Annotated in this window: 16 protein-coding genes and 2 rRNA genes; 8 read left to right on the top strand and 10 right to left on the bottom strand. The window is 47.5% G+C overall.

Annotated elements, in window-relative coordinates:
- Positions 1-16: 16 nt before the first annotated feature.
- Positions 17-3,349 (top strand): DUF2723 domain-containing protein, encoded by a 3,333-nt coding sequence (locus BQ7480_RS00445; protein WP_072541269.1) that lies wholly within the window; start codon positions 17-19, stop codon positions 3,347-3,349.
- Positions 3,350-3,490: 141 nt separating this feature from the next.
- On the top strand, positions 3,491-4,102 hold the full coding sequence (locus BQ7480_RS00440) for a polysaccharide deacetylase family protein (protein ID WP_072541268.1): 612 nt from the start codon (positions 3,491-3,493) through the stop codon (positions 4,100-4,102).
- Between the two features lie 79 nt (positions 4,103-4,181).
- Here the strand turns inward: BQ7480_RS00440 and BQ7480_RS00435 are convergent, their stop codons facing one another.
- The 6 genes from BQ7480_RS00435 to BQ7480_RS00410 form a co-directional block, all read right to left on the bottom strand.
- Positions 4,182-5,417: a DUF4861 domain-containing protein gene (locus BQ7480_RS00435; protein ID WP_072541267.1), complete on the bottom strand. Its 1,236-nt coding sequence runs from the start codon at positions 5,415-5,417 to the stop codon at positions 4,182-4,184.
- Positions 5,418-5,519: 102 nt separating this feature from the next.
- Positions 5,520-6,314, bottom strand: coding sequence for a gluconate 5-dehydrogenase (locus tag BQ7480_RS00430; protein WP_072543823.1), 795 nt, complete (start codon positions 6,312-6,314; stop codon positions 5,520-5,522).
- Between the two features lie 217 nt (positions 6,315-6,531).
- Entirely contained in the window at positions 6,532-7,944 is a 1,413-nt protein-coding gene (gene dacB, locus BQ7480_RS00425) for a D-alanyl-D-alanine carboxypeptidase/D-alanyl-D-alanine endopeptidase (RefSeq protein WP_072541266.1), read from the bottom strand.
- A 13-nt stretch (positions 7,945-7,957) separates the two neighbouring features.
- Positions 7,958-9,298 carry a dihydrolipoyl dehydrogenase gene (lpdA, locus tag BQ7480_RS00420; protein ID WP_072541265.1) on the bottom strand — a complete coding sequence of 447 codons (1,341 nt, stop codon included), beginning with the start codon at positions 9,296-9,298 and terminating at the stop codon, positions 7,958-7,960.
- Between the two features lie 22 nt (positions 9,299-9,320).
- A complete protein-coding gene (locus tag BQ7480_RS00415) occupies positions 9,321-9,713 on the bottom strand; it encodes a hypothetical protein (protein ID WP_072541264.1) in 393 nt (130 codons plus the stop codon).
- 29 nt (positions 9,714-9,742) lie between these two features.
- Positions 9,743-10,039 (bottom strand): PH domain-containing protein, encoded by a 297-nt coding sequence (locus BQ7480_RS00410; RefSeq protein WP_235816613.1) that lies wholly within the window; start codon positions 10,037-10,039, stop codon positions 9,743-9,745.
- A 303-nt stretch (positions 10,040-10,342) separates the two neighbouring features.
- Between BQ7480_RS00410 and nadB the strand changes: the two genes are divergently transcribed.
- Positions 10,343-11,929: an L-aspartate oxidase gene (gene nadB / locus BQ7480_RS00405; protein ID WP_022353431.1), complete on the top strand. Its 1,587-nt coding sequence runs from the start codon at positions 10,343-10,345 to the stop codon at positions 11,927-11,929.
- A gap of 406 nt (positions 11,930-12,335) precedes the next feature.
- On the opposite strand, the gene rrf (BQ7480_RS00400) is transcribed toward nadB, so the two are convergent.
- Positions 12,336-12,446, bottom strand: a 5S ribosomal RNA gene (gene rrf / locus BQ7480_RS00400).
- Positions 12,447-12,485: 39 nt separating this feature from the next.
- On the opposite strand from rrf (BQ7480_RS00400), the gene rrf (BQ7480_RS00395) reads away from it, so the two are divergent.
- The 4 genes from rrf (BQ7480_RS00395) to BQ7480_RS00380 all read left to right on the top strand — a co-directional run bounded on the left by rrf (BQ7480_RS00395) (position 12,486) and on the right by BQ7480_RS00380 (position 15,086).
- Positions 12,486-12,596: ribosomal RNA gene (gene rrf / locus BQ7480_RS00395) — 5S ribosomal RNA — on the top strand.
- Between the two features lie 378 nt (positions 12,597-12,974).
- The gene (locus tag BQ7480_RS00390) at positions 12,975-13,814 is read left to right on the top strand and encodes an ABC transporter ATP-binding protein (protein WP_072541262.1); all 840 of its coding nucleotides are present in this window, start codon (positions 12,975-12,977) and stop codon (positions 13,812-13,814) included.
- Between the two features lie 10 nt (positions 13,815-13,824).
- On the top strand, positions 13,825-14,709 hold the full coding sequence (locus BQ7480_RS00385; protein WP_083581719.1) for a hypothetical protein: 885 nt from the start codon (positions 13,825-13,827) through the stop codon (positions 14,707-14,709).
- Entirely contained in the window at positions 14,706-15,086 is a 381-nt protein-coding gene (locus BQ7480_RS00380) for a GntR family transcriptional regulator (RefSeq protein WP_072541261.1), read from the top strand. Before BQ7480_RS00385 ends, BQ7480_RS00380 begins: the two co-directional genes overlap by 4 nt.
- 290 nt (positions 15,087-15,376) lie before the next feature.
- On the opposite strand, the gene BQ7480_RS00375 is transcribed toward BQ7480_RS00380, so the two are convergent.
- Both BQ7480_RS00375 and gltX read right to left on the bottom strand, forming a co-directional pair.
- Positions 15,377-16,597 (bottom strand): 3-deoxy-D-manno-octulosonic acid transferase, encoded by a 1,221-nt coding sequence (locus BQ7480_RS00375; protein ID WP_072541260.1) that lies wholly within the window; start codon positions 16,595-16,597, stop codon positions 15,377-15,379.
- Positions 16,598-16,605: 8 nt separating this feature from the next.
- Positions 16,606-18,123 carry a glutamate--tRNA ligase gene (gltX, locus tag BQ7480_RS00370; protein ID WP_072541259.1) on the bottom strand — a complete coding sequence of 506 codons (1,518 nt, stop codon included), beginning with the start codon at positions 18,121-18,123 and terminating at the stop codon, positions 16,606-16,608.
- A gap of 85 nt (positions 18,124-18,208) precedes the next feature.
- Here gltX and BQ7480_RS00365 point away from each other — a divergent pair, with 85 nt between their 5' ends.
- Positions 18,209-20,266, top strand: a complete 2,058-nt coding sequence (locus BQ7480_RS00365; RefSeq protein ID WP_072541258.1) for an HD family phosphohydrolase — start codon at positions 18,209-18,211, stop codon at positions 20,264-20,266.
- Positions 20,267-20,330: 64 nt separating this feature from the next.
- Here the strand turns inward: BQ7480_RS00365 and BQ7480_RS00360 are convergent, their stop codons facing one another.
- Positions 20,331-21,785, bottom strand: coding sequence for an MFS transporter (locus BQ7480_RS00360; protein WP_072541257.1), 1,455 nt, complete (start codon positions 21,783-21,785; stop codon positions 20,331-20,333).
- Between the last annotated feature and the right edge of the window lie 154 nt (positions 21,786-21,939).

Below are 21,939 nucleotides of genomic sequence, written 5' to 3'. Positions count from 1 at the left end.
AAACCAAAAATAATTCATGAAACAGTACAACAAGATTAACAACCTGGTTGGCTGGCTCACTTTTGCGGTGGCCGCATTTACTTACTGCATGACCATCGAACCGACAGCCAGCTTCTGGGACTGTCCGGAATTCATTACCACCGGATATAAGCTGGAAGTAGGACATCCTCCCGGCGCACCTTTCTTCATGCTGACCGCCAATTTGTTCAGTCAGTTTGCCAGTGACCCTACACAAGTGGCCCGCATGGTCAATATCATGAGTGCCCTGATGAGTGCCGCATGTATCCTGTTCTTGTTCTGGAGCATCACCCATCTGGCCAAGAAACTGATTTGCCCGGATGAGAACCAGATGACAACCGGAAAACTGATTGCCATCATGGGTTCGGGACTCGTGGGTGCCTTGGCTTATACGTGGAGTGATACCTTCTGGTTCAGTGCCGTGGAAGGAGAAGTATATGCGTACTCCAGCTTGTTCACAGCCCTCGTTTTCTGGCTGATTCTGAAATGGGAGAACCGGGCAAACGAGCCTCACAGTGACCGCTGGCTGATTCTGATTGCCTACCTCACAGGGTTGTCCATCGGCGTACACCTGCTGAACCTGCTTTGTATTCCGGCCATCGTACTGGTATATTATTACAAGAAAAACCCCAATGCCAACCTGAAAGGCAGCCTGATTGCCTTGATTGGTTCCATGGTGCTGGTAGCAGTCGTGCTTTACGGCATCGTGCCGGGCATCGTGAAAGTGGGCGGATGGTTTGAACTACTGTTTGTCAACGACTTCGGCATGCCTTTCAATACGGGTGTCATCATCTACATGATTATCCTGGCCGCAAGCATCATCTGGGGTGTATATGAAAGCTACACGGTGAAAAGCCGCAAGCGGATGAACATCTCTTTCCTCACCACGGTGGGTCTGCTGGGTATTCCGTTCTACGGACACGGATGGAGCAGCGTATTCATCGGTATAATCGTGCTGGCTATTCTGGCCATCTACCTCTTCGCCAACCTCAGCGAGAAGTACCGTGTCAGTGCCCGCACGCTGAACACCAGCCTGCTGGCCATGATGATGATTGTAGTGGGCTACTCTTCGTATGCCGTCATTGTCATCCGTTCTTCGGCCAACACGCCGATGGACCAGAACTCTCCGGAGGATATCTTTACGCTGGGAGAATACCTGGGACGTGAACAGTATGGTACCCGTCCGCTGTTCTACGGACAAACGTACGCTTCCAAACCGGCCTTGAAACCGACGGAAGGGGGCTGTGTGTACGACGTGGAAGAAGGTGCACCTGTCTACCAGCGGAAAGAAAAGGAACGTCCGGACGAAAAAGACAGCTACGAAATCGTACGTCACAAGACGGAATACAAATATGCGCAGAACATGTTGTTCCCGCGTATGTACAGCGACGTGCATGCACAGGCCTATGAAGACTGGTTGGGCGGCGTGGAAGGACGTCAGGTGCCTTACGACCAGTGTGGCGAGATGATTATGGTCAAGATTCCGACTCAATGGGATAACATCAAGTTCTTCTTCATCTATCAGCTGAACTACATGTACTGGCGTTATTTCATGTGGAACTTCGCCGGACGTCAGAACGACATCCAGGGCCAGGGAGAAATTGAACATGGCAACTGGATTACCGGCATCCCTTTCATCGATAACATGCTGGTAGGCGACCAGTCCCTGCTTCCGAGCGAGCTGAAAAACAACAAGGGACACAATGTGTTCTACTGTCTGCCGCTGATTCTGGGACTCATCGGTCTGTTCTGGCAAGCCTACAGGGGCGAAAAAGGTATCCAGCAATTCTGGGTAGTCTTCTTCCTCTTCTTCATGACCGGACTGGCCATCGTGCTTTACCTGAACCAGACACCGCAACAGCCGCGTGAACGAGATTATGCGTATGCAGGTTCCTTCTATGCGTTTGCTATCTGGATTGGACTGGGAGTCGCTGCCATAGCGGAATATCTGAGCAAGAAAATCAACGAAAAGCCTGCGGCCATTCTGGCCAGCGTGGTGTGTCTGCTGGTACCGATACAGATGGTCAGCCAGACTTGGGACGACCACGACCGCAGCGGCCGCTATACCTGCCGTGATTTCGGACAGAACTACCTGAACTCCGTACCAGACAAGGGAAATCCGATTCTCTTCACCAACGGTGACAACGATACTTTCCCCTTGTGGTACAACCAGGAAACGGAAGGTGTGCGCACGGATGTACGTGTCTGCAACCTGAGTTACCTGCAGACCGACTGGTACATCGACCAGATGCGCCGTCCGGCCTACGATTCTCCATCGGTTCCTATCGACTGGGAACGTATTGACTATGTATCCGGCCACAACGAAGCCGTGTATGTACGTCCGGATGCCATGCCTACGGTATTGGAATTCTACAAGAAAAACCCGGAAGAAGCGGCCAAGGAATTCGGAGACAATCCCTACGAGCTGAAGAACATTCTGGAACACTGGGTGCGCTCGCCGAAAGAAGACTTGCAGATGATTCCGACCGACAGTATCGTCATCAAGCTGGACAAGGAAGCCATCAAACGTTCGGGCATGCTGACACCTGATTCTATTCCAGACTATATGCACATTTCGCTGAAAGGCAAACGGGTGTTGTACAAGAGTGAGCTGATGATGCTGGAAATGCTGGCCAACACCAACTGGGAACGCCCGATGTACATGGCCATCACCGTAGGTTCGGAAAATCACCTGAACCTGACCAACAACTTCCTGCAGGAAGGACTGGCCTATCGTATCACTCCGTTCGACAACGCGCAGCTGGGCAGACGTCTGGACAGTGAGAAGATGTACGACAACCTGATGCACAAGTTCAAGTTCGGCGGCATCGACAACCCGAACATCTATCTGGATGAAACGGTACTGCGCATGTGCGATACACACCGCCGCATGTTCGTGCAACTGACCAGCCAGCTGATTAAGGAAGGCAAAAAGGACAAGGCTCTGAAGGCACTCGACTACTGCGAGAAGGTTATTCCTTCCACCACGGTTCCTCACGATTACGTGATGAGCAGCTCCAAGGAGATGGCCGACAACTACCTGGCATTGGGACAAACCCAGAAGGCAGAGAAGATTCTCAACGAACTGGCCAACAATGCAGTGGAATATGCTACCTGGTACCTGAGCCTGGACGATACTCGCTTTACCAGCTCTTACGAGAACTGCATGCGTTATTTCTACATACTGGATGATGTGTGCAAGACCTTGGCTAACATCAAGGACAGCAAGACAGGAAAGGAAACCGATTCGGCCTTGCATTACGCACAGAAGTTTGACCAGCTGTACAAATTGCTTGAACAACGGGTAGGAACCAGTAAACAGGCTCAGTAAACGTTACTGACAGCTGTAGCATCAGATATAAAATGTCATTCTGGACACAGCAAAAGATGATTCACCTTATGCTTGCTCCGGAATGACATTTTTTTCGGCTGACTTCCGGATATTACACAACCTCTAAAAAACAACGAAAGCATGTTCATTGAACAACCTCCCCAATTCATCCGTCTGTTGTACCCTAAGGCCTTATGGCGCATGGACAAGACCGAGAAGTCGGTGTATCTGACTTTCGACGATGGTCCGATACCCGACATCACGCCTTGGGTGCTCGACTTGTTGGACAAATACCACATAAAAGCCACTTTTTTCATGGTGGGCGACAACGTACGGAAACATCCGAAGGAGTTCCAGATGGTGGTGGAACGAGGACACCGCATCGGCAACCATACATTCAACCACATACGTGGATTTGAGTTCCTGAGCCGGAATTACCTGGCCAACACGGACAAGGCCAACGCTTATCTTCAGACGAACCTCTTCCGCCCTCCTCACGGCCACATGCGCTGGATGCAGTATCACGTGCTGAAAAAAAAATATCAGATTGTGATGTGGGACTTGGTGACCCGGGATTACAGCAAGCGGCTCAACGGTCCGCAAGTATTCGAAAAGGTCAAGAAATATGCCCGAAACGGCTCCATCATTACGTTTCACGACTCTTTGAAGTCGGAAAACAACCTCAAATATGCCCTTCCCCGCTCCATTGAATGGCTCTTGAAGGAAGGATACGAGTTTAAGGTATTTCCCTGACACAGAAAAAGCGCAAGGCAAACCTCCACGTTTACCCTGCGCTTTTTTATGTTTGGTCTGTCCGAATAATGACAGTCTCTTATTTCTGAATGGTGACCGTCAACGGGTTGCGTACCTTTTGGGCATAGTCTTTCAGGTAGTTGTTCCAATCGTCGGCTTTCGGGAAACCGTACTTGCTCCATCCGGAACCCCAGTAGTAGACAAACTCGTTACCCGATTCATAACCGCATATCCCCAATACATGTCCCAAGGCATCGCCTACAGGTTTATCAAACAGCTGCACGCGGGTTTGTACGGTTTCAGGGAACACAGCACCTACGTACACGATTCCGTTGTCTGAACCTGGCTCTGTGGTCGGGTCAGCATAAGAGATATAACCTGCAGAAGCATCATACGCATAACCTTTCGGGTTGGCCGCATGTAATACCAGACCGGCAGCCACGGGAGTGGGTTGTGTCAGGTAATCATAGGTCACCGTGGTTTTGTTCAGCTGGGAGCCTTTGTCCAACTGTATGACGCGGGTTTCTATCACATTCGAGTCATTCTTCACCACCAACGGATTGAAGACCAGTTTGACGGTGAAACGCAGTGGTCCATTGTCCAATATCTCGTAATCTTTGTAGCAATAAGGATATACGATTGTCGAATCCAGCATCAATGCAGAAGTTCCACCTCCCAGCGTAGGACCTACCGCATAGCAGTCCATTCCGTTGCCATGGTCTACATGATAGGAAATCGTACGTACCAAGCTATCGGCGGCTTCTTTCTTGCCCACTTCACGCAGTGCATTGATTTGCACCCACGCCATGGAATCCAGTTCCATGGCATAGCGGTCTTCTACCACCAATTCTTCTACGCTCTTGGTAAACACATCATAACCATAGGCTTTCTCCCCGCTTCTTTGCAGAGCCGGACCGTATGCACGGTAAGCCGCACGGTCGTTTTCCCAGGCAATGTCGTCCAGACGCTCCGGATAATACCGTCCATATACCACCGCATTCACAAGGGAAGGAGTACCCTGTTGTATGGTATAATTCACAGAAGCATTGGAGGCTATAGAGACCGGAAATATCACCTTGTCATCGTAGGTGAGCTGATAAGGAACTTCCTGCGCCTTGTCATCATAAATGACAAACTGGGCCGTGTCGGACAGGTTCAACTGCTCATAAATATCGTCGACGGGGACTTCTACCATCTCCCCCGTCCGTTCCATATCCAAAGGGTTCGAAACCGTCACTGTGACCGATTCTGATTTGCCACATCCTGCCAGCAACACAGTGCCACAGGCAGCAAAAGCAAACAATGTCTTTTTCATAATATTATCTTTATCTTATGTATATGTACCAAAAAGTCATCCTGAGAAAGAATTCTCCTCCCCAGAATGACATTTTTTTATTCTCGAATACAGGTCTGTGCATTATTTGGGCTGTTTGCCGATATAAGCCAGAATACCACCGTCTACATACAATACGTGACCGTTTACGAAGTTAGATGCGTCAGAAGCCAGGAATACGGCAGGACCCATCAAATCTTCCGGAGTTCCCCAGCGGGCAGCCGGAGTCTTGGCCACAATGAATGCATCAAACGGATGGCGGGAACCATCAGCCTGACGTTCACGCAACGGAGCGGTCTGCGGAGTAGCGATATAACCCGGACCGATGCCGTTACACTGGATATTGAATTCGCCGTATTCGGAAGCGATGTTACGGGTCAGCATCTTCAAACCACCTTTGGCAGCAGCGTATGCAGAAACAGTTTCACGTCCCAGTTCACTCATCATGGAACAGATGTTGATAATTTTTCCGTGACCTTTCTTAATCATGCTGGGAATCACAGCCTTTGAAACGATGAACGGAGCGTTCAAATCCACATCCACTACCTGACGGAACTGTTCAGCTGTCATCTCGCACATCGGAATACGTTTGATGATACCGGCATTGTTAACCAGAATATCAATCACACCCACTTCTTTTTCAACCTGTGCAATGAATGCATTGACCGCAGCTTCATTGGTGACATCACATACATAACCGTATGCATGGATGCCTTTTTCTTTATAAGCAGCCAGACCTTTGTCCACCAATTCCTGTTTGATATCGTTAAACACGATGGTCGCACCAGCTTGCGCAAAGGCTGTAGCAATCGCAAAACCAATACCGTAAGAAGCACCTGTCACAAGGGCTATCTTACCTTCAAGTGAAAAGTTTACCATAATAATTATAATTTTAAATTCGCTCATTGCTTCCCGAGGAAACCGGAAAACAACTTGACGTTATTACTTCAAATATTTTCTCTCTACACAGACAAAAATACAAAAGTCACTTGAGTTTGAGATACAATATTCGTTCACAAAAACTATAAAATCGTGCTACTTTTGGTATTTTTCCCTCTCTTTTTATTTAGAAATACGTTTGAAGCTCTGTTTTTTATCAATTCATCCGGATTAATAACTCACAGATTTTATCCTGCAAGTCTCGGGTCTGACGGGCTTTCAACACATTTTGATTGATAATGACAAAAGAAACCTTGTGCCCGTTCACAGATGTCAAATAACCAGCCAGTGAGGAAATTCCTGTTACGGTTCCCGTCTTGGCCCTTACATTCCGGAACGCCTTTCCGCTTCTCATCCTTCCTCTGAGCGTACCGTCTACTCCCGCCACGGGCAGACAGTCATAGAAAAGACGGAACACATCCGGATGGCGGTAAGCATAATTCAAATAGGCCAGAATCAAACGGGGAGAAACATAGTTATACAGGGAAACCCCGCTTCCGTCCACTATCCGATAATTCTCAGGGTCATATCCAAGCGAATGGCGCATAAACCGTTCTACCACCCTCTGGCAGTCTTCAAAAGAAAGATGCGACACATGCCCGTTCTTCCGTCCCAGTTGCCGGAACAGAGCTTCGGCCGAAAGGTTATCACTTTCCTTCAACGCACGCTTCAATACAATTTCCAACGGACGACGGCAGGTATAAACCCATTTCGTGCTATCTGGAGTCTCCATAAAGAAAATACTGTCTTTCGACACAGAAAGCCCTTCCTTCTTGAGCTTGTAACAGAATGTATCCATGAAAAAGCGCTTGGAATCGTACATGTTCAGGGTTCTTTTCCGCACAGAAGACACACAACCGGAAATATCAATCGTATTGCCATTCACCAGCCAGTCGCGTGTAATTTTCAAACGTCCGGCATCCGGACGCAGACTCACCGAACGGTTGTTCAACCGATAATAGTCTGATTCTGGAGTGACTTCCACCTTTCCCGCCTGACCTTTGGAGGAAGGAGAGACCTTGATGTCCACACATCCTCTGTTCAGCATCAACGGTGACAGATAGGGCTGAAAGGATTCCGGTGTATCGTCCCACGACCAGCCGGCTCCCCAGTACAGGGAATCCATCAACGACACATCTCCCACCAGCTTCCCGGAAATAGCTCGTATGCCTGACTCCTGAATAGCCCGGACCAGAAAATCCATATCCAGGTCCATAAACTCCGGATCGAAACCTCCTTTTACATACAGGTTTCCTTTCAGAATACCGTTTTTTATGACTCCATCATACGAAAGTGTGGTTTGGAACTGATACTCGCTGCCTAATACATTCAATGCAGTTACCGCTGTCACCACCTTTTCAATGGAAGCCGGGCGATATAATTTATCTGCCTGATACGCATAAAGCTCTTTTCCTGTAGTCAAATCATGGACCACAATGCCCACTTCCGAAGTTTTCAACAAGGGGTCGGAAGTTATCAACTCATCCAGCTTATCTGTCAATGAAGCCTGTGCATAGATACTTCCTACCCAGAAGCACAAAAAAAACAACAGTCCGTTTATCCGTTTCATCTATTCAATTGATTTATAACTCGCGAAACAGTTCGCCCACCGTGGGATGTGGAAAAACATATTTTTTCCATTCCGACAGCTTGCGCCTGTCTTCTATCATCATCCCTGCCTGTACAATCAGTTCTGAAGCCGGATTTCCAAGCAAATGTACACCTAAAATCTCGTCGTCTTCTCCCACCAAGACTTTACAAATGCCATTCACTCCTTCATTTTCGGCCACAAAACGACCGGAATAAGCCGCCGGCAACCGAACGACACGATAGGCACGTCCTTCACTCGCCAAAGCTTCTTCCGTAAGACCTACCGAAGCAACTTCCGGATTGGTATAGACCACTCCCGGAATAGCCCGGTAACTCATAGCGTCTTTTTCGCCCAAAATATGATGTACCGCTACTTCTGCCTCCCGCACCGCCGTATGAGCCAGCAAAGAGACTCCGTTCAAATCTCCACACACATACACACCCGGCACAGAAGACTGCATGCACTCATCGACCTTCACCATGCCCCGGTCTGTAAGTGCCAGATTTAGATTCTCCAGTCCTAAACCGGTCATCACAGGCCGGCGTCCGACACTCATCAACAGCTTTTGCGCACATACCTCTCCTTCTTCTCCGTCGTGTACGTATTTCACTTTTATTCCTTCTTCTGTCCGGCCAACTTCGGTCACCTGCGTATTCAGCAGGAAATTAATCCCTCTCTTGGCATAATCCACCCGCAAAAGTCCGGACAATTCCTTGTCTATTCCTCCTAAAATCTCATCCATCATTTCGATGACAGTCACTTTCGTGCCCAAACTATGGAAGAAAGAAGCAAACTCCATACCAATCACTCCCCCCCCTACAATCACCAATGAAAAAGGCAATTCTTTATTATCCAAAGCCTCTCGGTGTGTCCAGTAATCCACTGTGTCCATTCCCGGAATGGAAGGCACAAAAGCCGCACTTCCCGTACAAAGCATCAGATGCTCACAAGTATATATCTCTTCTCCACAGCGGACTGTATGTGCGTCCTGCACGTAAGCCTCTCCCTGTACCAGTGTCACCTGCTGTGCCGTCAGCTTTGCCTTGATACCCAATACCAGCTTTCTTACCACCTTTGCCTTTCGGGAAATCACCTTTCCCAAATCGACTGATATCTCTTTCACATTGACGCCATACTTGGAAGCATGCATCGCCGTATCATGCACCTTGGCTGAATATAACAACGTTTTAGTGGGGATACATCCCTCGTTCAAACAGACTCCTCCCACATTGTTCTTTTCAAACAAAACTACGCTCAGTCCTGCCTTTCCTGCTACTTCTGCCGCAGTATATCCTGCCGGACCTCCACCAATGATTGCCAGTTGATACTTCATACGCTTTCAATTTACAGGATGATTATTCTTCACGATAGTCCGCATGTGGATTACGCTCTTTCGCACATGCCAAAAAACCTTTCAAGTCCGCCGGATCAAAATTAAGGAATCCTTTGGTATAATACACCGTCACCCGGCCTTTCAACAAAGAATCTTTTTTCCGCAATACAATCCGCATGACACCGTATGCCTTGATACTCCCGCTAAATCCCCTTTTCAACCAGATATCACCGTTTTCCTGCACCAGAATACGAGTCATCTGCTCGTCAATCAATAAAAGTACAGGAAGTACAATCGGTGAAAGATTCCAGTAATTTTCAGTGTGCAACGCCATCAACACGATGGCCACAATCACAATGATGACCCCTAGCCACACCTTAAAAGGGGTCCTGCGGATTTTAAATTCACGTACCATAGTATTTTTTCTTCAGTTAATAAATAGTCTCAGTCGTAAAACTGGATTGTCTCGTTCTGTTTCAGCAAACAACGGACAAAATCCTGCGGATTCTTGGGGGAAAGGCAAATGGAATGTACTTTTCCATGCTTTTTAAACACGACCTCCAGCCGTTCAAATGACAAGGCTGGTTCCCAGAAAGCCATGGAACGAACTTTCCGTACCCGGAGAATTTCGGTTATCTCCACCGAGGCATTGGGCACAAAGCGTCCTGTCTCCACTTTCAGCCAACCGTCTCCTGTAATGACATACTGGGTATGAATAAGCATCTCGATTTCAAAAATCACAATGGTTGCACACAGAATTGTACATAGCAAATAGTGTTCCCAGAAAAAAAAGAACAACAACACAGAAGTTATTCCTATTACTATCCAATACCACCAACCAACTTTTGATTGAAAAGTACGATTCATCGTCTGATTTTTATTTTAATTTCCCGTGAAGATAAGAAATTCTGCTTGAAAATAAAACATCTCAAATGCAACTTTAAATATTTTAAAAGTCTACTTATAAAGCATTTATAAAAAAGGATGCTTTTAAGCATCATCTAACTGACTTTTTTGTAGTTTTGTGTCATAATATCCAACGTTATGATAAGAAAATTCGATTTTCTCGTTATCGGTTCAGGAATTGCCGGAATGAGCTTTGCGCTGAAAGTGGCGCACAAAGGTTCGGTTGCACTGATCTGCAAGGCCGGACTAGAAGAAGCGAATACCTACTATGCACAAGGTGGCATCGCTTCAGTGACCAATCTGAAGGTGGATAACTTTGAAAAACATATCCACGACACCATGGTTGCAGGAGACTGGATCAGCGACCCTGCCGCTGTCAGAAAAGTAATCTGCAACGCACCCTCTCAAATAGAGGAACTTATAAAATGGGGAGTAAATTTCGATAAAAAAGAAAACGGGGAATTTGACCTACACAAAGAAGGCGGACATTCTGAGTTCCGTATTCTACACCACAAGGACAATACGGGAGCCGAAATCCAGACCAGCCTGATTGAAGAAGTGAAACGTCATCCCAACATTACGGTGTTCACCAATTTCTATGCCGTAGAAATCATCACCCAACATCATTTAGGCATCATTGTCACCCGCCATACGCCCGGTATCAAATGCTACGGGGCCTACGTGCTGAATGAAGCTACAGGAGAAGTCGATACCTTCCTGTCTAAAGTGACAGTGATGGCCACCGGCGGATGTGAAGCCGTTTACAACCATACCACTAACCCGCTGGTAGCTACTGGAGACGGTATTGCCATGGTATATCGTGCCAAGGGTGTGGTAAAAGACATGGAATTTATCCAGTTCCATCCTACCGCCTTGTATCATCCGGGCGACCGTCCCAGCTTCCTGATTACGGAAGCCATGCGTGGATATGGGGCTGTACTGAGAAACCTCGCTGGCGAAGAATTCATGCAGAAATACGACCCGCGTCTGTCTCTGGCACCCCGTGACATCGTAGCTCGTGCCATCGACAGTGAAATGAAACAGCGTGGAGAAGACCATGTATATCTGGATGTCACTCATAAAGATCCGGAAGAGACCAAGAAACATTTCCCGAACATATACAAGAAGTGCCTGAGCCTAGGTATCGATATAACCAAGGACTACATCCCGGTTGCACCGGCTGCACATTATCTGTGTGGAGGTATCAAGGTGGATTTGGACGGACAGTCCAGCATCAAGCGGCTGTATGCCCTCGGAGAGTGCTCTTGCACCGGACTGCATGGAGGAAACCGTCTGGCATCCAACTCACTGATAGAAGCCATCGTATATGCTGACTCAGCTGCCAAACATGCTCTCAGCGTACTCGACCGTTACGATTTCAACGAAGATATTCCGGAATGGGATGCAGAAGGTACCATCAGCAATGAAGAACGTATCCTGATTACCCAAAGCATGAAAGAAGTCAACCAAATTATGGAAGCCTACGTAGGTATCGTTCGAAGCAACCTGCGCTTGGTACGTGCCTGGAACCGTCTGGATATTCTGTACGAAGAAACAGAACGCCTTTTCAAACGTGTAAAAGCTTCCAGAGAGATTTGTGAGCTCCGTAACATGATTAACGTAGGCTATCTGATTACCCGTCAGGCCATGGAAAGAAAAGAGAGCAGAGGGCTTCATTACACGATTGATTATCCGCATGCAGCCAAAAGTGAAGCAGAAAAATAATCTGCCACACACCCTATCAGAAGCCGGAATTTTTCGTTCCGGCTTTTTTATACCTTTTTATTTCCCCTCAGGCGCAAGATTTCTGTACATTCCATACCAATCCTTAAAAACGTCAAAAGATTGCCGAGAAGGCTTTAAAATAGTGTCTGGGATAATATAAGCTTTAGAAGCTGGATAGAGAAGGAACAAGTCTCTCAATTTTCGCCCGTCAGCAAAAGATTGCTTCTGCAAAGCACGCCGGCAGCTCTGACATCTTCCAGAAAAATACACATTCCGAAAAACACCGGAGGTTGCTTCCGCCACGGGGAGGCCGTATACCGGAATGCACGTCCGAGGCCTTCCATTCCCCGTTCCCTTACGGGCACAAAAAAAGCCCCGAGATATTGCTATCTCGAGGCTCTCTGTAAAACGGCGACTACCTACTCTCCCACTTGTACGCAGTACCATCGGCGTGGCGAAGCTTAACTTCTCTGTTCGGAATGGGAAGAGGTGGAACCTTCGCGCCATAGTGAGTGCTGGGATTGCTTGCTTGTGAGTCATGATGAAATAAGGATATTAAGGTGACTATGGCGCGAAGGTTCCACCTCTTCCCATTCCGAACAGAGAAGTTAAGCTTCGCCACGCCGATGGTACTGCGTACAAGTGGGAGAGTAGGTAGTCGCCGTTTTACAGAGAGCCCCGAGGCAGAAATGCTGCGGGGCTTTTTTTGTGCCCTTGCGGATCATTCTGGAAGTCTCCGCTTCTTTCTTCACGGAAAACTTGTTCTCTGTCGTTTCCTTTTTTCGTTGGCTGCTTTGTCTATAGACTTCCTCTTTTAAGCCCTTTTTCTCTTCTCTGACGCTATTTTCTGTTTTGTCGTAGGATGTTCTTGTCTTTTTCCTTTTTTCCTTCTGATAGGTCTCAAAAGACTGGAGATTTGGATTTAATCCGCCTTTTTTTATTAAAAACTTCGTTTATGCTTGTGGATTTAAGAAAAAGCATTACATTTGCGGTGTACTATTAAACTATTACACTAATATCATTAATCAACAACATGAACACGTCTATGATAAGAATCGAAGGATTGGCCTTCAGTTATGGAAAGAAAGCTTCCATTTTCCAGGATTTTTCCCTGGAAATGGAGGCAGGAAAGGTGATAGGCCTTTTGGGAAAGAATGGGACGGGTAAATCTACTTTACTCTATTTGATGAGTGGTTTGTTACGTCCGCAAGGTGGCAGTGTCTGGATGAAAGGAATGGATGTACAAAAGCGTCTGCCGGCGACTTTGTCCGACCTATATCTAGTTCCGGAAGAATTTACCTTGCCCAATTTGAGCCTGCAGCAGTTTGTGAAAGTAAATGCTCCGTTTTATCCTCGTTTTAGTCGGGAACTGTTGCGAACCTGTTTGAATGATTTTGAGCTGAATGAGGACATTCACTTGGGAGAGTTGTCCATGGGACAGAAGAAAAAGGCTTACATGTGTTTTGCACTGGCGGCTAATACTTCCTTACTTTTGATGGATGAACCGACCAACGGACTGGATATTCCTTCCAAAAGTCAGTTCCGTAAAGTAATTGCTTCGGGGATGACGGAAGAGAAATCGGTGGTGGTTTCTACGCATCAGGTGAGGGATATTGACCGTTTGTTGGATCAGGTAGTGGTAATCGAAGGGAATGAGGTGCTGCTGAATCGTTCGGTAGTAGACATTACGGACAAGCTCTTATTTGCGGAACAAGGGATGAATGAGCCGACAGACGATGCCCTTTTTGTGCAGCCATCCGTACATGGAAACAGCGTGATATGGCCTAACCTTTCGGGAGAAGAAAGTCCGTTGAATCTGGAGTTGCTGTTCAACGCTCTGTTGACGGAACGTGAGAAAATACAAGCGATATTTAATGATAAATAAACGACACGACATGATGGATACAACTTTTAGTATGGTACGCGTGCGGAATATTATGCAACGCGATTTGATAGAGAACTGGAAAAGTAACCTTTATGGCTTGCTGGGTATCTTTGCGGCCTTCTTTTTCCCGATGTTGGGCTTTTTGTGGTCGGCAGAGGATTGGGTAGAGACAGGTTTTCCGGAGGTTTATTCCTTTCATCGTTTTTGTGGCAATATGTTAGGGGTAATTGGCATGGTAGTGAGTTTTGCGATGATCTTCTATGCTTCCCGAATTATGAAATGCATGGACAGCAAGGAGAACTGCATCTCTTATTTGCTGCTTCCGGCTACGAAGCTGGAGAAGTTCTTTTCACGGGCGGTATTGGTGACGATAGGTACGTTGTTGATGGTGTTGGTAGCCTTGCTGGCCTTGGAACTTACTCATTACCTGTTGTTGCCTTTGTTTGATTTACCGACAGTGTATAGCCAGTCTTTGTTAGTGGAAGTCTTTTCCATGAAATGGGCTACACATGCCTCGGTAGACGTAACAGGCGAACCTGTATATTCTTGGTGGCTGATGCAGCTGCTCGGATGGATATTCTGTTTGTGGAATCATTCCCTCTTCATCTTGGGAGGAAGTTTCTGGTATAAGCATCCTTTCCTGAAAACCATCGGAACCTGTCTGGCAGTGACGATTCTCGGAGGGATTATGTTTGCCAGTCTGGCAGAAGGAGGATCTTTAATTCGTTTTTCAGAGTGGATAAAGGAGCACTTCCAGGATACCCCCCAATTTGTAGATGGAGTGTTGGCATCAATTGCTGTTTTCTTTCTCTTGTTCACTCTTTTCAACTGGTGGCTGTCGTACCGACTGTTTACCCGTTCACAAGTAATTAAACGAAAGCTGTGGCGCCTATGACTTTTAAAGAGAATAAACCGATTTATTTGCAGATAGCCGATCGTATCATGGATGAAATTCTTCAGCATGTATATGAGGAAGAAGGGCGCATCCTGTCGGTCCGTGAGTATGCGGGCGTGGTGGAAGTCAATGCCAATACAGTGGTTCGTACGTACGATTACCTGCAAAATCAGGGCATTATTTACAACAAACGGGGATTAGGCTATTTCGTGTCTACCGGGGCTGCACAGAAGATTGTGGCGCTTCGGAAAGAAACCTTTCTCCAGCAAGTATTGCCCGATGTGTTCAAGGAAATGTATTTGTTACATATCCCGATGGAAACCTTGGCCGAAATGTATAAAACTTATCAAGAAGAACGGAGAAAGGCTTCGGAGTAAGTCTGGTTCCTCGCATGGATAAACTTAATGTCATTTTATCTGTCTCACCGACAAGAGGGACGTGGCAGCCACAGTTTGCGACCATGTCAGGCAGCGATGGTTTGTGATGGACACGTCGGACCGTTTAATAATTCTATCGGATTTTTCAAGTGGAACCAGTTTATGCTTATGTAAATAAAAACAGGATTCAGTTATAAGAAGAACTTACAACTGAATCCTGTTTTTATTTTTACAAAATTCTGAACAGTGTTTTTTCTTTCTACAGCTCCTTTTTATTTTATGCGCACGGATTATAGCGTCACTGTATGCATAATCTTTTCCAAGGCACCGGCATTGTCTCGTACATAGTTTCCGGCTTTCTTGCCTGCTTTGTCCAAGGCTCCGTAATTGGTCAGGAACTCGTCCATGATTTTCTTGAAGTCTTCCGCTCCCTGTATTTCAAAGCCTCCTCTGCATTGCAACAAACCCTGTGCTTCACGGAACCGCTTGTTGTTCGGGCCGAAGATAACCGGCATGCCGTATACCGCTGCTTCCAGTACGTTGTGGATACCGACTCCGAATCCACCTCCGATGTAGGCGATTTCTCCGTAGCGGTAGATGGAAGACAACAGACCGAAACAGTCAATCAGCAGGCAGTCGGCTTCTTTCACCTTCTCCTCTGTGGCCTGCGTGTAACGTACGACTGTACGGTTCAGCTTGCCGATAATCTCTTTCAAATGACTTTCCTCAATCACGTGGGGAGCGATGATGAGCTTCACTTCCGGATGTGCGTTGAAGTACGGGATGAAAATATCCTCATCCGGTCCCCAGGAACTGCCGGCTACAAAGGCGGTATGCTCTCCTTTGAACCGTTCTACCAAAGGAAGCTCTTTGGCCTGACGGCAGATTTCCAGTACCCGGTCAAAACGGGTATCACCGACAATCGTCGTATTCGTGATGCCGATGGACTGCAACAGTTTCACGGATGCTTCATCCTGTACGAAGAGGTGGGTAAACGTGTTCAGCACCTTGCGGTAGCTTTTCCCATACCAGCGGAAGAAAACCTGCTCTTTCCGGAAGATGGAAGACACACTGTAGACCGGAATATTCCGTCGTTTCAGTTCCGTCAGGTAGTTCTGCCAGAACTCATACTTGATGAAGAAAGCCATGTAAGGCTGGGCCAGATCCAGGAAACGCTTTACGTTGCCCGGTGTGTCGAGCGGAAGATAGCAGACGATGTCCGCTCCTTTGTAATTCTTCCGTACCTCGTATCCGGAAGGCGAGAAGAAGGTCTGGAGAATCTTGTATTGCGGATATTTTTTCCGGATTTCCTCAATCAGCGGACGGCCTTGTTCAAATTCTCCCAAAGAGGCCGCGTGAAACCACAGGTATTTTTCGCCGCGCACAATTTGTTTTTCCAATATGCCGAACGCTTCCTTTTCCCCTTTGACCATCAGGGCCACCTTCTTATTAAAAAGTGCAGCCAATCTGACTGCACTTGTATAAAGGGCGATGATAAAATTATAAATCATGTCTTTGTTTATTTGAGTACCTCTACCGCACGACGCATACGTGCTACTGTTTCTTCTTTGCCCAGTACAGCTGAGATATCAAACATGTGGGGACCTTTTCCTTCTCCTACCAGTGTCAGGCGGAAAGCATTCATGATGTTACCCAAGTGGTAACCTTTGTCCTCAATCCATTTCATGACCACTTCTTCCTGATGAGCCAGTGAGAAATCATCCAATGATTCCAGCAGATTGGCCAGTTCGGTCATGCGTTCGGCTGAATCTTCTTTCCAACGTTTCTTCACCGTCTTTTCATCGTATTCTGTCGGAGCCACGAAGAAGAACTTGCAGGTGTCCCACAATTCCTTGATGAAGCTTACACGACCTTTCATCAGTCCGACTACGGTAACTACCTTATCCATCGGGGCGTCGATGCCGTGTTCTTTCAGAATCGGCATGAACAGCTGGGCGATTTCTTCGTCGCTCTTCATCAGGATATATTCATGGTTGAACCATTTTCCCTTTTCGTAGTCGAACTTGGCACCCGCCTTGCTGCAACGGTGCAGGTCGAACAATTTAATTAGTTCGTCCATCGACATGATTTCCTGATCGTTGCCCGGGTTCCATCCCAGCAGGGCCAGGAAGTTGATGACTGCTTCCGGCAGATAACCCGATTCACGGTATCCGGAAGAAACCTCTCCCGTTTTGGGGTCGTGCCATTCAAGCGGGAATACCGGGAATCCCAGACGGTCGCCGTCACGCTTGCTCAGCTTGCCGTTTCCGTCCGGTTTCAGCAACAGCGGCAGGTGGGCAAATTCCGGCATGGTGTCTTCCCAGCCAAACGCACGGTACAGCAGTACGTGCAACGGAGCCGAAGGCAACCATTCCTCTCCACGAATTACGTGTGAGATTTCCATCAGGTGGTCGTCTACGATGTTGGCCAGATGGTAAGTCGGCAGTTCGTCAGCCGATTTATATAATACTTTGTCGTCGAGGATAGAAGAGTTGATGACCACTTCTCCGCGGATGATATCGTGTACATGCACGTCTTCGTTCGGTTCAATCTTGAAGCGGACCACATACTGTTTGCCTTCTGCAATCAGTTTGTCCACCTCTTCTTTCGGAAGGGTCAGTGAGTTGCGCATGGAATTACGCGTAGAAGCATCGTACTGGAAGTTCGGAATTTCCTTGCGTTTGGCTTCCAGTTCTTCGGGCGTATCGAAAGCGATGTAAGCCTTTCCGTTGTCCAGAAGCACCTGCACATACTTCTTGTAGATGTCACGGCGTTCCGACTGGCGGTACGGACCATAGTTGCCTCCGAAGCTGACACCTTCGTCGAACTTGATGCCCAGCCACTTGAACGATTCGATAATGTATTCCTCAGCACCCGGAACGAAACGGTGTGAGTCGGTATCTTCAATACGGAAAACCAGTTCTCCCCCGTGCTGGCGGGCAAACAGATAATTGTACAAAGCGGTACGTACGCCGCCGATATGCAACGCACCTGTGGGACTCGGTGCAAAACGGACTCTTACTTTTCTTTCTGACATTGTGGTTTTTATCTAAAAATACGCCGCAAAATTAATCTAATTTTCCCGTTTTTTTCTTATTTTGCACGCAAAATATCTCTTTGACATGAAAAGTTTACAGACCGAACGACAGTTTTCCTATAAAGGATTGTTATATAAACTGGGCATATTCATTGTGACAGTAAGTGTGATTGTCTATTTTTTACCACGAGAAGGACGGTTTAACTATCAATTTGACATCAACAAACCTTGGAAGTATGGCCTGTTGCAGGCTTCCTTCGACTTTCCTATCTATAAGGAAGATGCCGAAGTGCAGCGCGAGCAGGACAGTATCATGCGTCTGTACAGCCCGTATTACCGATTGGACAAGACTGTGGGCGAACGGATGATACAGCAGTTCAAGAAAGCTTATACCGACAGTTTGCATCGTATCATTCCGGCACCGGCCTACCAGCATCACATTGAACGGTTGCTGAAAGTGGTGTATGAAAAAGGCGTTTTTGCCCCCAATGACTGGGAAAAATTGCGCAAGGACAGCGTGCATTCCATCCAGCTGGTGGATAAGAATACGGCAAATCAGGTGGCTATAAACGAACTCTACAGTTTCAAAACGGCCTACGAGACTTTGATTTTTGCCGATACACTGCATTACCGCCGGCTGTTGTTGCAGCGATGCAACTTGAATGAATACATTGCTCCGAACCTAGTGTATGACTCCCAGAAATCGGAAGCGGCCAAACAGGATTTGTTGGGCGGATTGTCGTGGGCCAACGGTTTTGTGATGAACGGCCAGAAAATCATCGACCGTGGAGAAATTATAGACAGTCGTACCTACAACATCTTGAAGTCACTGGAGAAGGAGTGGGACAAGCGCAGTGAAACGGTGTCGGAGAAACGCTTGACTTTGCTGGGCCAATTGCTTTTCGTGTCTTTGCTGATAGGCTGTTTCATGATTTACCTGGAGCTTTTCCGGAGTGATTATTACAAAAAGCACCGGACGCTGGCTTTGCTCTTTATCATTATCATTGCCTTCCCGGTAATCTCTTCTGTGATGGTAGAGCATGCTTTTATGAGCGTGTATATTGTACCTTTTGCCATGATTCCGCTGATAATCCGTATCTTTCTGGATTCCCGCACGGCATTTATGGCCCATGTCATTACCATTCTGTTGTGTTCCATCTGCCTGCGTACCCCTCATGAGTTTATTTTGTTGCAGATGGCGGCAGGCATGGCCGGCATCTACAGCTTGCGGGAACTGTCCCAGCGTTCCCAGTTGTTCCGCAGTGCCTTGATTGTGGCGTGTGCCTATGCACTGATGTATCTGGCACTCGACCTGATTCATGTCAGTGAAGTGGCCCAGCTGAGCACGCACATGTATATGAACTTTATGTTGAACGGTATCTTGCTGTTGTTTACGTATCCGTTGCTGTTCATCCTGGAAAAGACGTTCGGCTTTACTTCGAATGTCACTCTGGTGGAATTGTCGAATATCAACAACAAGCTGATGCGTGAGATGTCGGAGGTAGCACCGGGCACGTTCCAGCATTCACTTCAGCTGGCCAATCTGACGGCAGCGGCGGCCAACCGTATCGGGGCCAACAGTCAGCTGGTACGTACGGGCGCCATGTATCATGACATCGGGAAGATGATGAATCCTGCCTTCTTTACGGAAAACCAATCGGGCGTGAATCCGCACGACCAGCTCAGTTACAAGCAGAGTGCGCAGATTGTCATCAGCCATGTGACCGACGGAATGAAATTGGCCGACAAGCACGATTTGCCGCAGGTGATAAAAGATTTCATCTGCACGCATCACGGGAAAGGACTGACCAAGTATTTCTATATATCTTACCAGAATGAACATCCCGATGAAGAAGTCGATAAGGAGGCTTTCCGCTATCCGGGGCCTAATCCGTTCACCAAGGAACAGGCTATCCTGATGATGGCCGATTCCGTGGAAGCCGCTTCCCGAAGTTTGCCGGAATATACAGAGGAAAGCATTTCGGCTTTGGTAGAGAAAATTATCGACAGTCAGGTACAAGACGGGTATTTCAAGGAATGTCCGATTACGTTCAAGGACATTGCGACAGTGAAGGCGGTGTTCAAGGAAAAACTGAAAACCATGTATCACACTCGTATCAGTTATCCGGAACTGAAGAAATAAGAGTGGCAGAAAAAAGTCACGGCGTCGGAAGTGAGGCCGTGACTTTTTTGTATACGTACGGGAATCAGACTTTGATCAGTTCATATTTGGGCACCAAGGCTTTCATGATGCACCAGGCAATCAGGTAGGCCACTGCACAGATGCAGAAAATGATGAAGTACCCTGCTTCCTTTCCCTGGAATCCGAGGAAGGTCATCTGCGTGGCTTCTGCATAATCGAACAGAATACCCGAACACATGTTGATGAGGAAGGCAGCCACTCCGCCGGCCATTCCGCCGATTCCGATGATGGTGGCTACAGCGCTTTTGGGGAACATGTCACTGCCCACGGAATAAATGTTGGCCGACCAGGACTGGTGGGCGGCTCCGGCAATACCGATAATGATGACCGGGAACCAGTAGGAGATGTTTCCCAACGGTTGTGCGAACAGGGCAAACAGTGGGAATATGGCGAATATCAGCATCGCTCTCATACGGGCAGCATACGGGTCTTTCCCGGTTTTGTTGATAATGATGGTTGGCAGTTTTCCGCCGTAGATGGAGAGCATGGTGATGGCATACAATACAAAAATCAGCAGCTGGGCGGTGGGGCTGTCGGACGAGAACCCGTATACATCAGAAATATAGGCCGGTGTCCAGAAAAGGAAGAACCACCATACGCCGTCGGTCAGGAACTTGCCGAATGCGACAGCCCAAGTCTGGCGGTATTTGAAGCATTGCCAGAGTGACAGCTTAGGTTCCTCTTCTGAATGGTTTGTTTCTTCATTGCCTTTGTCCTGCTGGATATAAGCCAGTTCCGCGGCATTGACATGCGTATTTTCCTGAGGTTTCTTGTACACGAACAGCCAGAGTCCCATCCAGATGAAACCTAACGCACCGATTACGATGAAGGCCATTTCCCATCCGTTGCCTACCCCTATACTTTTGAAATAGCTGGCCAGTGAAGGGATACTGACCGGAGCGATGAGCGCACCTACGGTAGCTCCTGCATTAAAGATGGAAGTGGAGAATGCGCGGTCTTTTTTGGGGAAATATTCGGCAGTAACTTTGATGGCAGCGGGAAAGTTTCCCGATTCACCTACAGCCAGTACGATACGGGCGGCGATGAAATAATATACGCTGGTAATGGCGATGGTAGAGGTCAGTGCGCCGGAAGCGGAAAGCATGGCGTTGACATTCTGAAGTCCCACGCTCATTTCCGTGGCCCAACCGCACAATGCATGCAGGCAGGCACCGACCGACCAGATGGCGATGGCCCATAAATATCCTTTCTTGCTTCCCAGCCAGTCGACAAAACGGCCGGCAAAGAGGTTGGCAATCGCATAGACGATGGAGAAAATGGCGGTGATGATGCCGTAGTGTGTGTCTGTCCAATGAAATTCCGGTGCGATGAAATCTTTCCAGGTAAGCGAAAGTACCTGACGGTCTAGGTAGTTGACCGTGGTGGCGAAAAACAGCATGGAGCAGATAATCCACCGGTAGTTGCTCATTTTTTCGCTTGTCGTTTTTAATGTACTCATAATGATATTAGATTAAAGATACTTTTTTACAAGCGTCCCGCTTGTAAAAAACGGATAAGAATTCAATCCGTATTCGTCTGAATTCCTGTAAACATAAGGTAAAATGCCAAATTCCACTGACCCTACAGACTCATCATTTGCCGAGTGCTGTACA

This window comes from Bacteroides mediterraneensis, assembly GCF_900128455.1.
GTDB lineage: Bacteria > Bacteroidota > Bacteroidia > Bacteroidales > Bacteroidaceae > Phocaeicola > Phocaeicola mediterraneensis.
This window is presented reverse-complemented; position numbering and strand designations above follow the sequence as displayed.

What these genes read in the sequence shown, in the direction of transcription:
- BQ7480_RS00445 (WP_072541269.1), top strand. Translation starts at nt 17, where the DNA reads ATGAAACAGTACAACAAGATTAACAACCTGGTTGGCTGGCTCACTTTT.
- BQ7480_RS00440 (WP_072541268.1), top strand. Translation starts at nt 3,491, where the DNA reads ATGTTCATTGAACAACCTCCCCAATTCATCCGTCTGTTGTACCCTAAG.
- BQ7480_RS00435 (WP_072541267.1), bottom strand. Translation starts at nt 5,417, where the DNA reads ATGAAAAAGACATTGTTTGCTTTTGCTGCCTGTGGCACTGTGTTGCTG.
- BQ7480_RS00430 (WP_072543823.1), bottom strand. Translation starts at nt 6,314, where the DNA reads ATGGTAAACTTTTCACTTGAAGGTAAGATAGCCCTTGTGACAGGTGCT.
- dacB (WP_072541266.1), bottom strand. Translation starts at nt 7,944, where the DNA reads ATGAAACGGATAAACGGACTGTTGTTTTTTTTGTGCTTCTGGGTAGGA.
- lpdA (WP_072541265.1), bottom strand. Translation starts at nt 9,298, where the DNA reads ATGAAGTATCAACTGGCAATCATTGGTGGAGGTCCGGCAGGATATACT.
- BQ7480_RS00415 (WP_072541264.1), bottom strand. Translation starts at nt 9,713, where the DNA reads ATGGTACGTGAATTTAAAATCCGCAGGACCCCTTTTAAGGTGTGGCTA.
- nadB (WP_022353431.1), top strand. Translation starts at nt 10,343, where the DNA reads ATGATAAGAAAATTCGATTTTCTCGTTATCGGTTCAGGAATTGCCGGA.
- BQ7480_RS00390 (WP_072541262.1), top strand. Translation starts at nt 12,975, where the DNA reads ATGATAAGAATCGAAGGATTGGCCTTCAGTTATGGAAAGAAAGCTTCC.
- BQ7480_RS00385 (WP_083581719.1), top strand. Translation starts at nt 13,825, where the DNA reads ATGATGGATACAACTTTTAGTATGGTACGCGTGCGGAATATTATGCAA.
- BQ7480_RS00380 (WP_072541261.1), top strand. Translation starts at nt 14,706, where the DNA reads ATGACTTTTAAAGAGAATAAACCGATTTATTTGCAGATAGCCGATCGT.
- BQ7480_RS00375 (WP_072541260.1), bottom strand. Translation starts at nt 16,597, where the DNA reads ATGATTTATAATTTTATCATCGCCCTTTATACAAGTGCAGTCAGATTG.
- gltX (WP_072541259.1), bottom strand. Translation starts at nt 18,123, where the DNA reads ATGTCAGAAAGAAAAGTAAGAGTCCGTTTTGCACCGAGTCCCACAGGT.
- BQ7480_RS00365 (WP_072541258.1), top strand. Translation starts at nt 18,209, where the DNA reads ATGAAAAGTTTACAGACCGAACGACAGTTTTCCTATAAAGGATTGTTA.
- BQ7480_RS00360 (WP_072541257.1), bottom strand. Translation starts at nt 21,785, where the DNA reads ATGAGTACATTAAAAACGACAAGCGAAAAAATGAGCAACTACCGGTGG.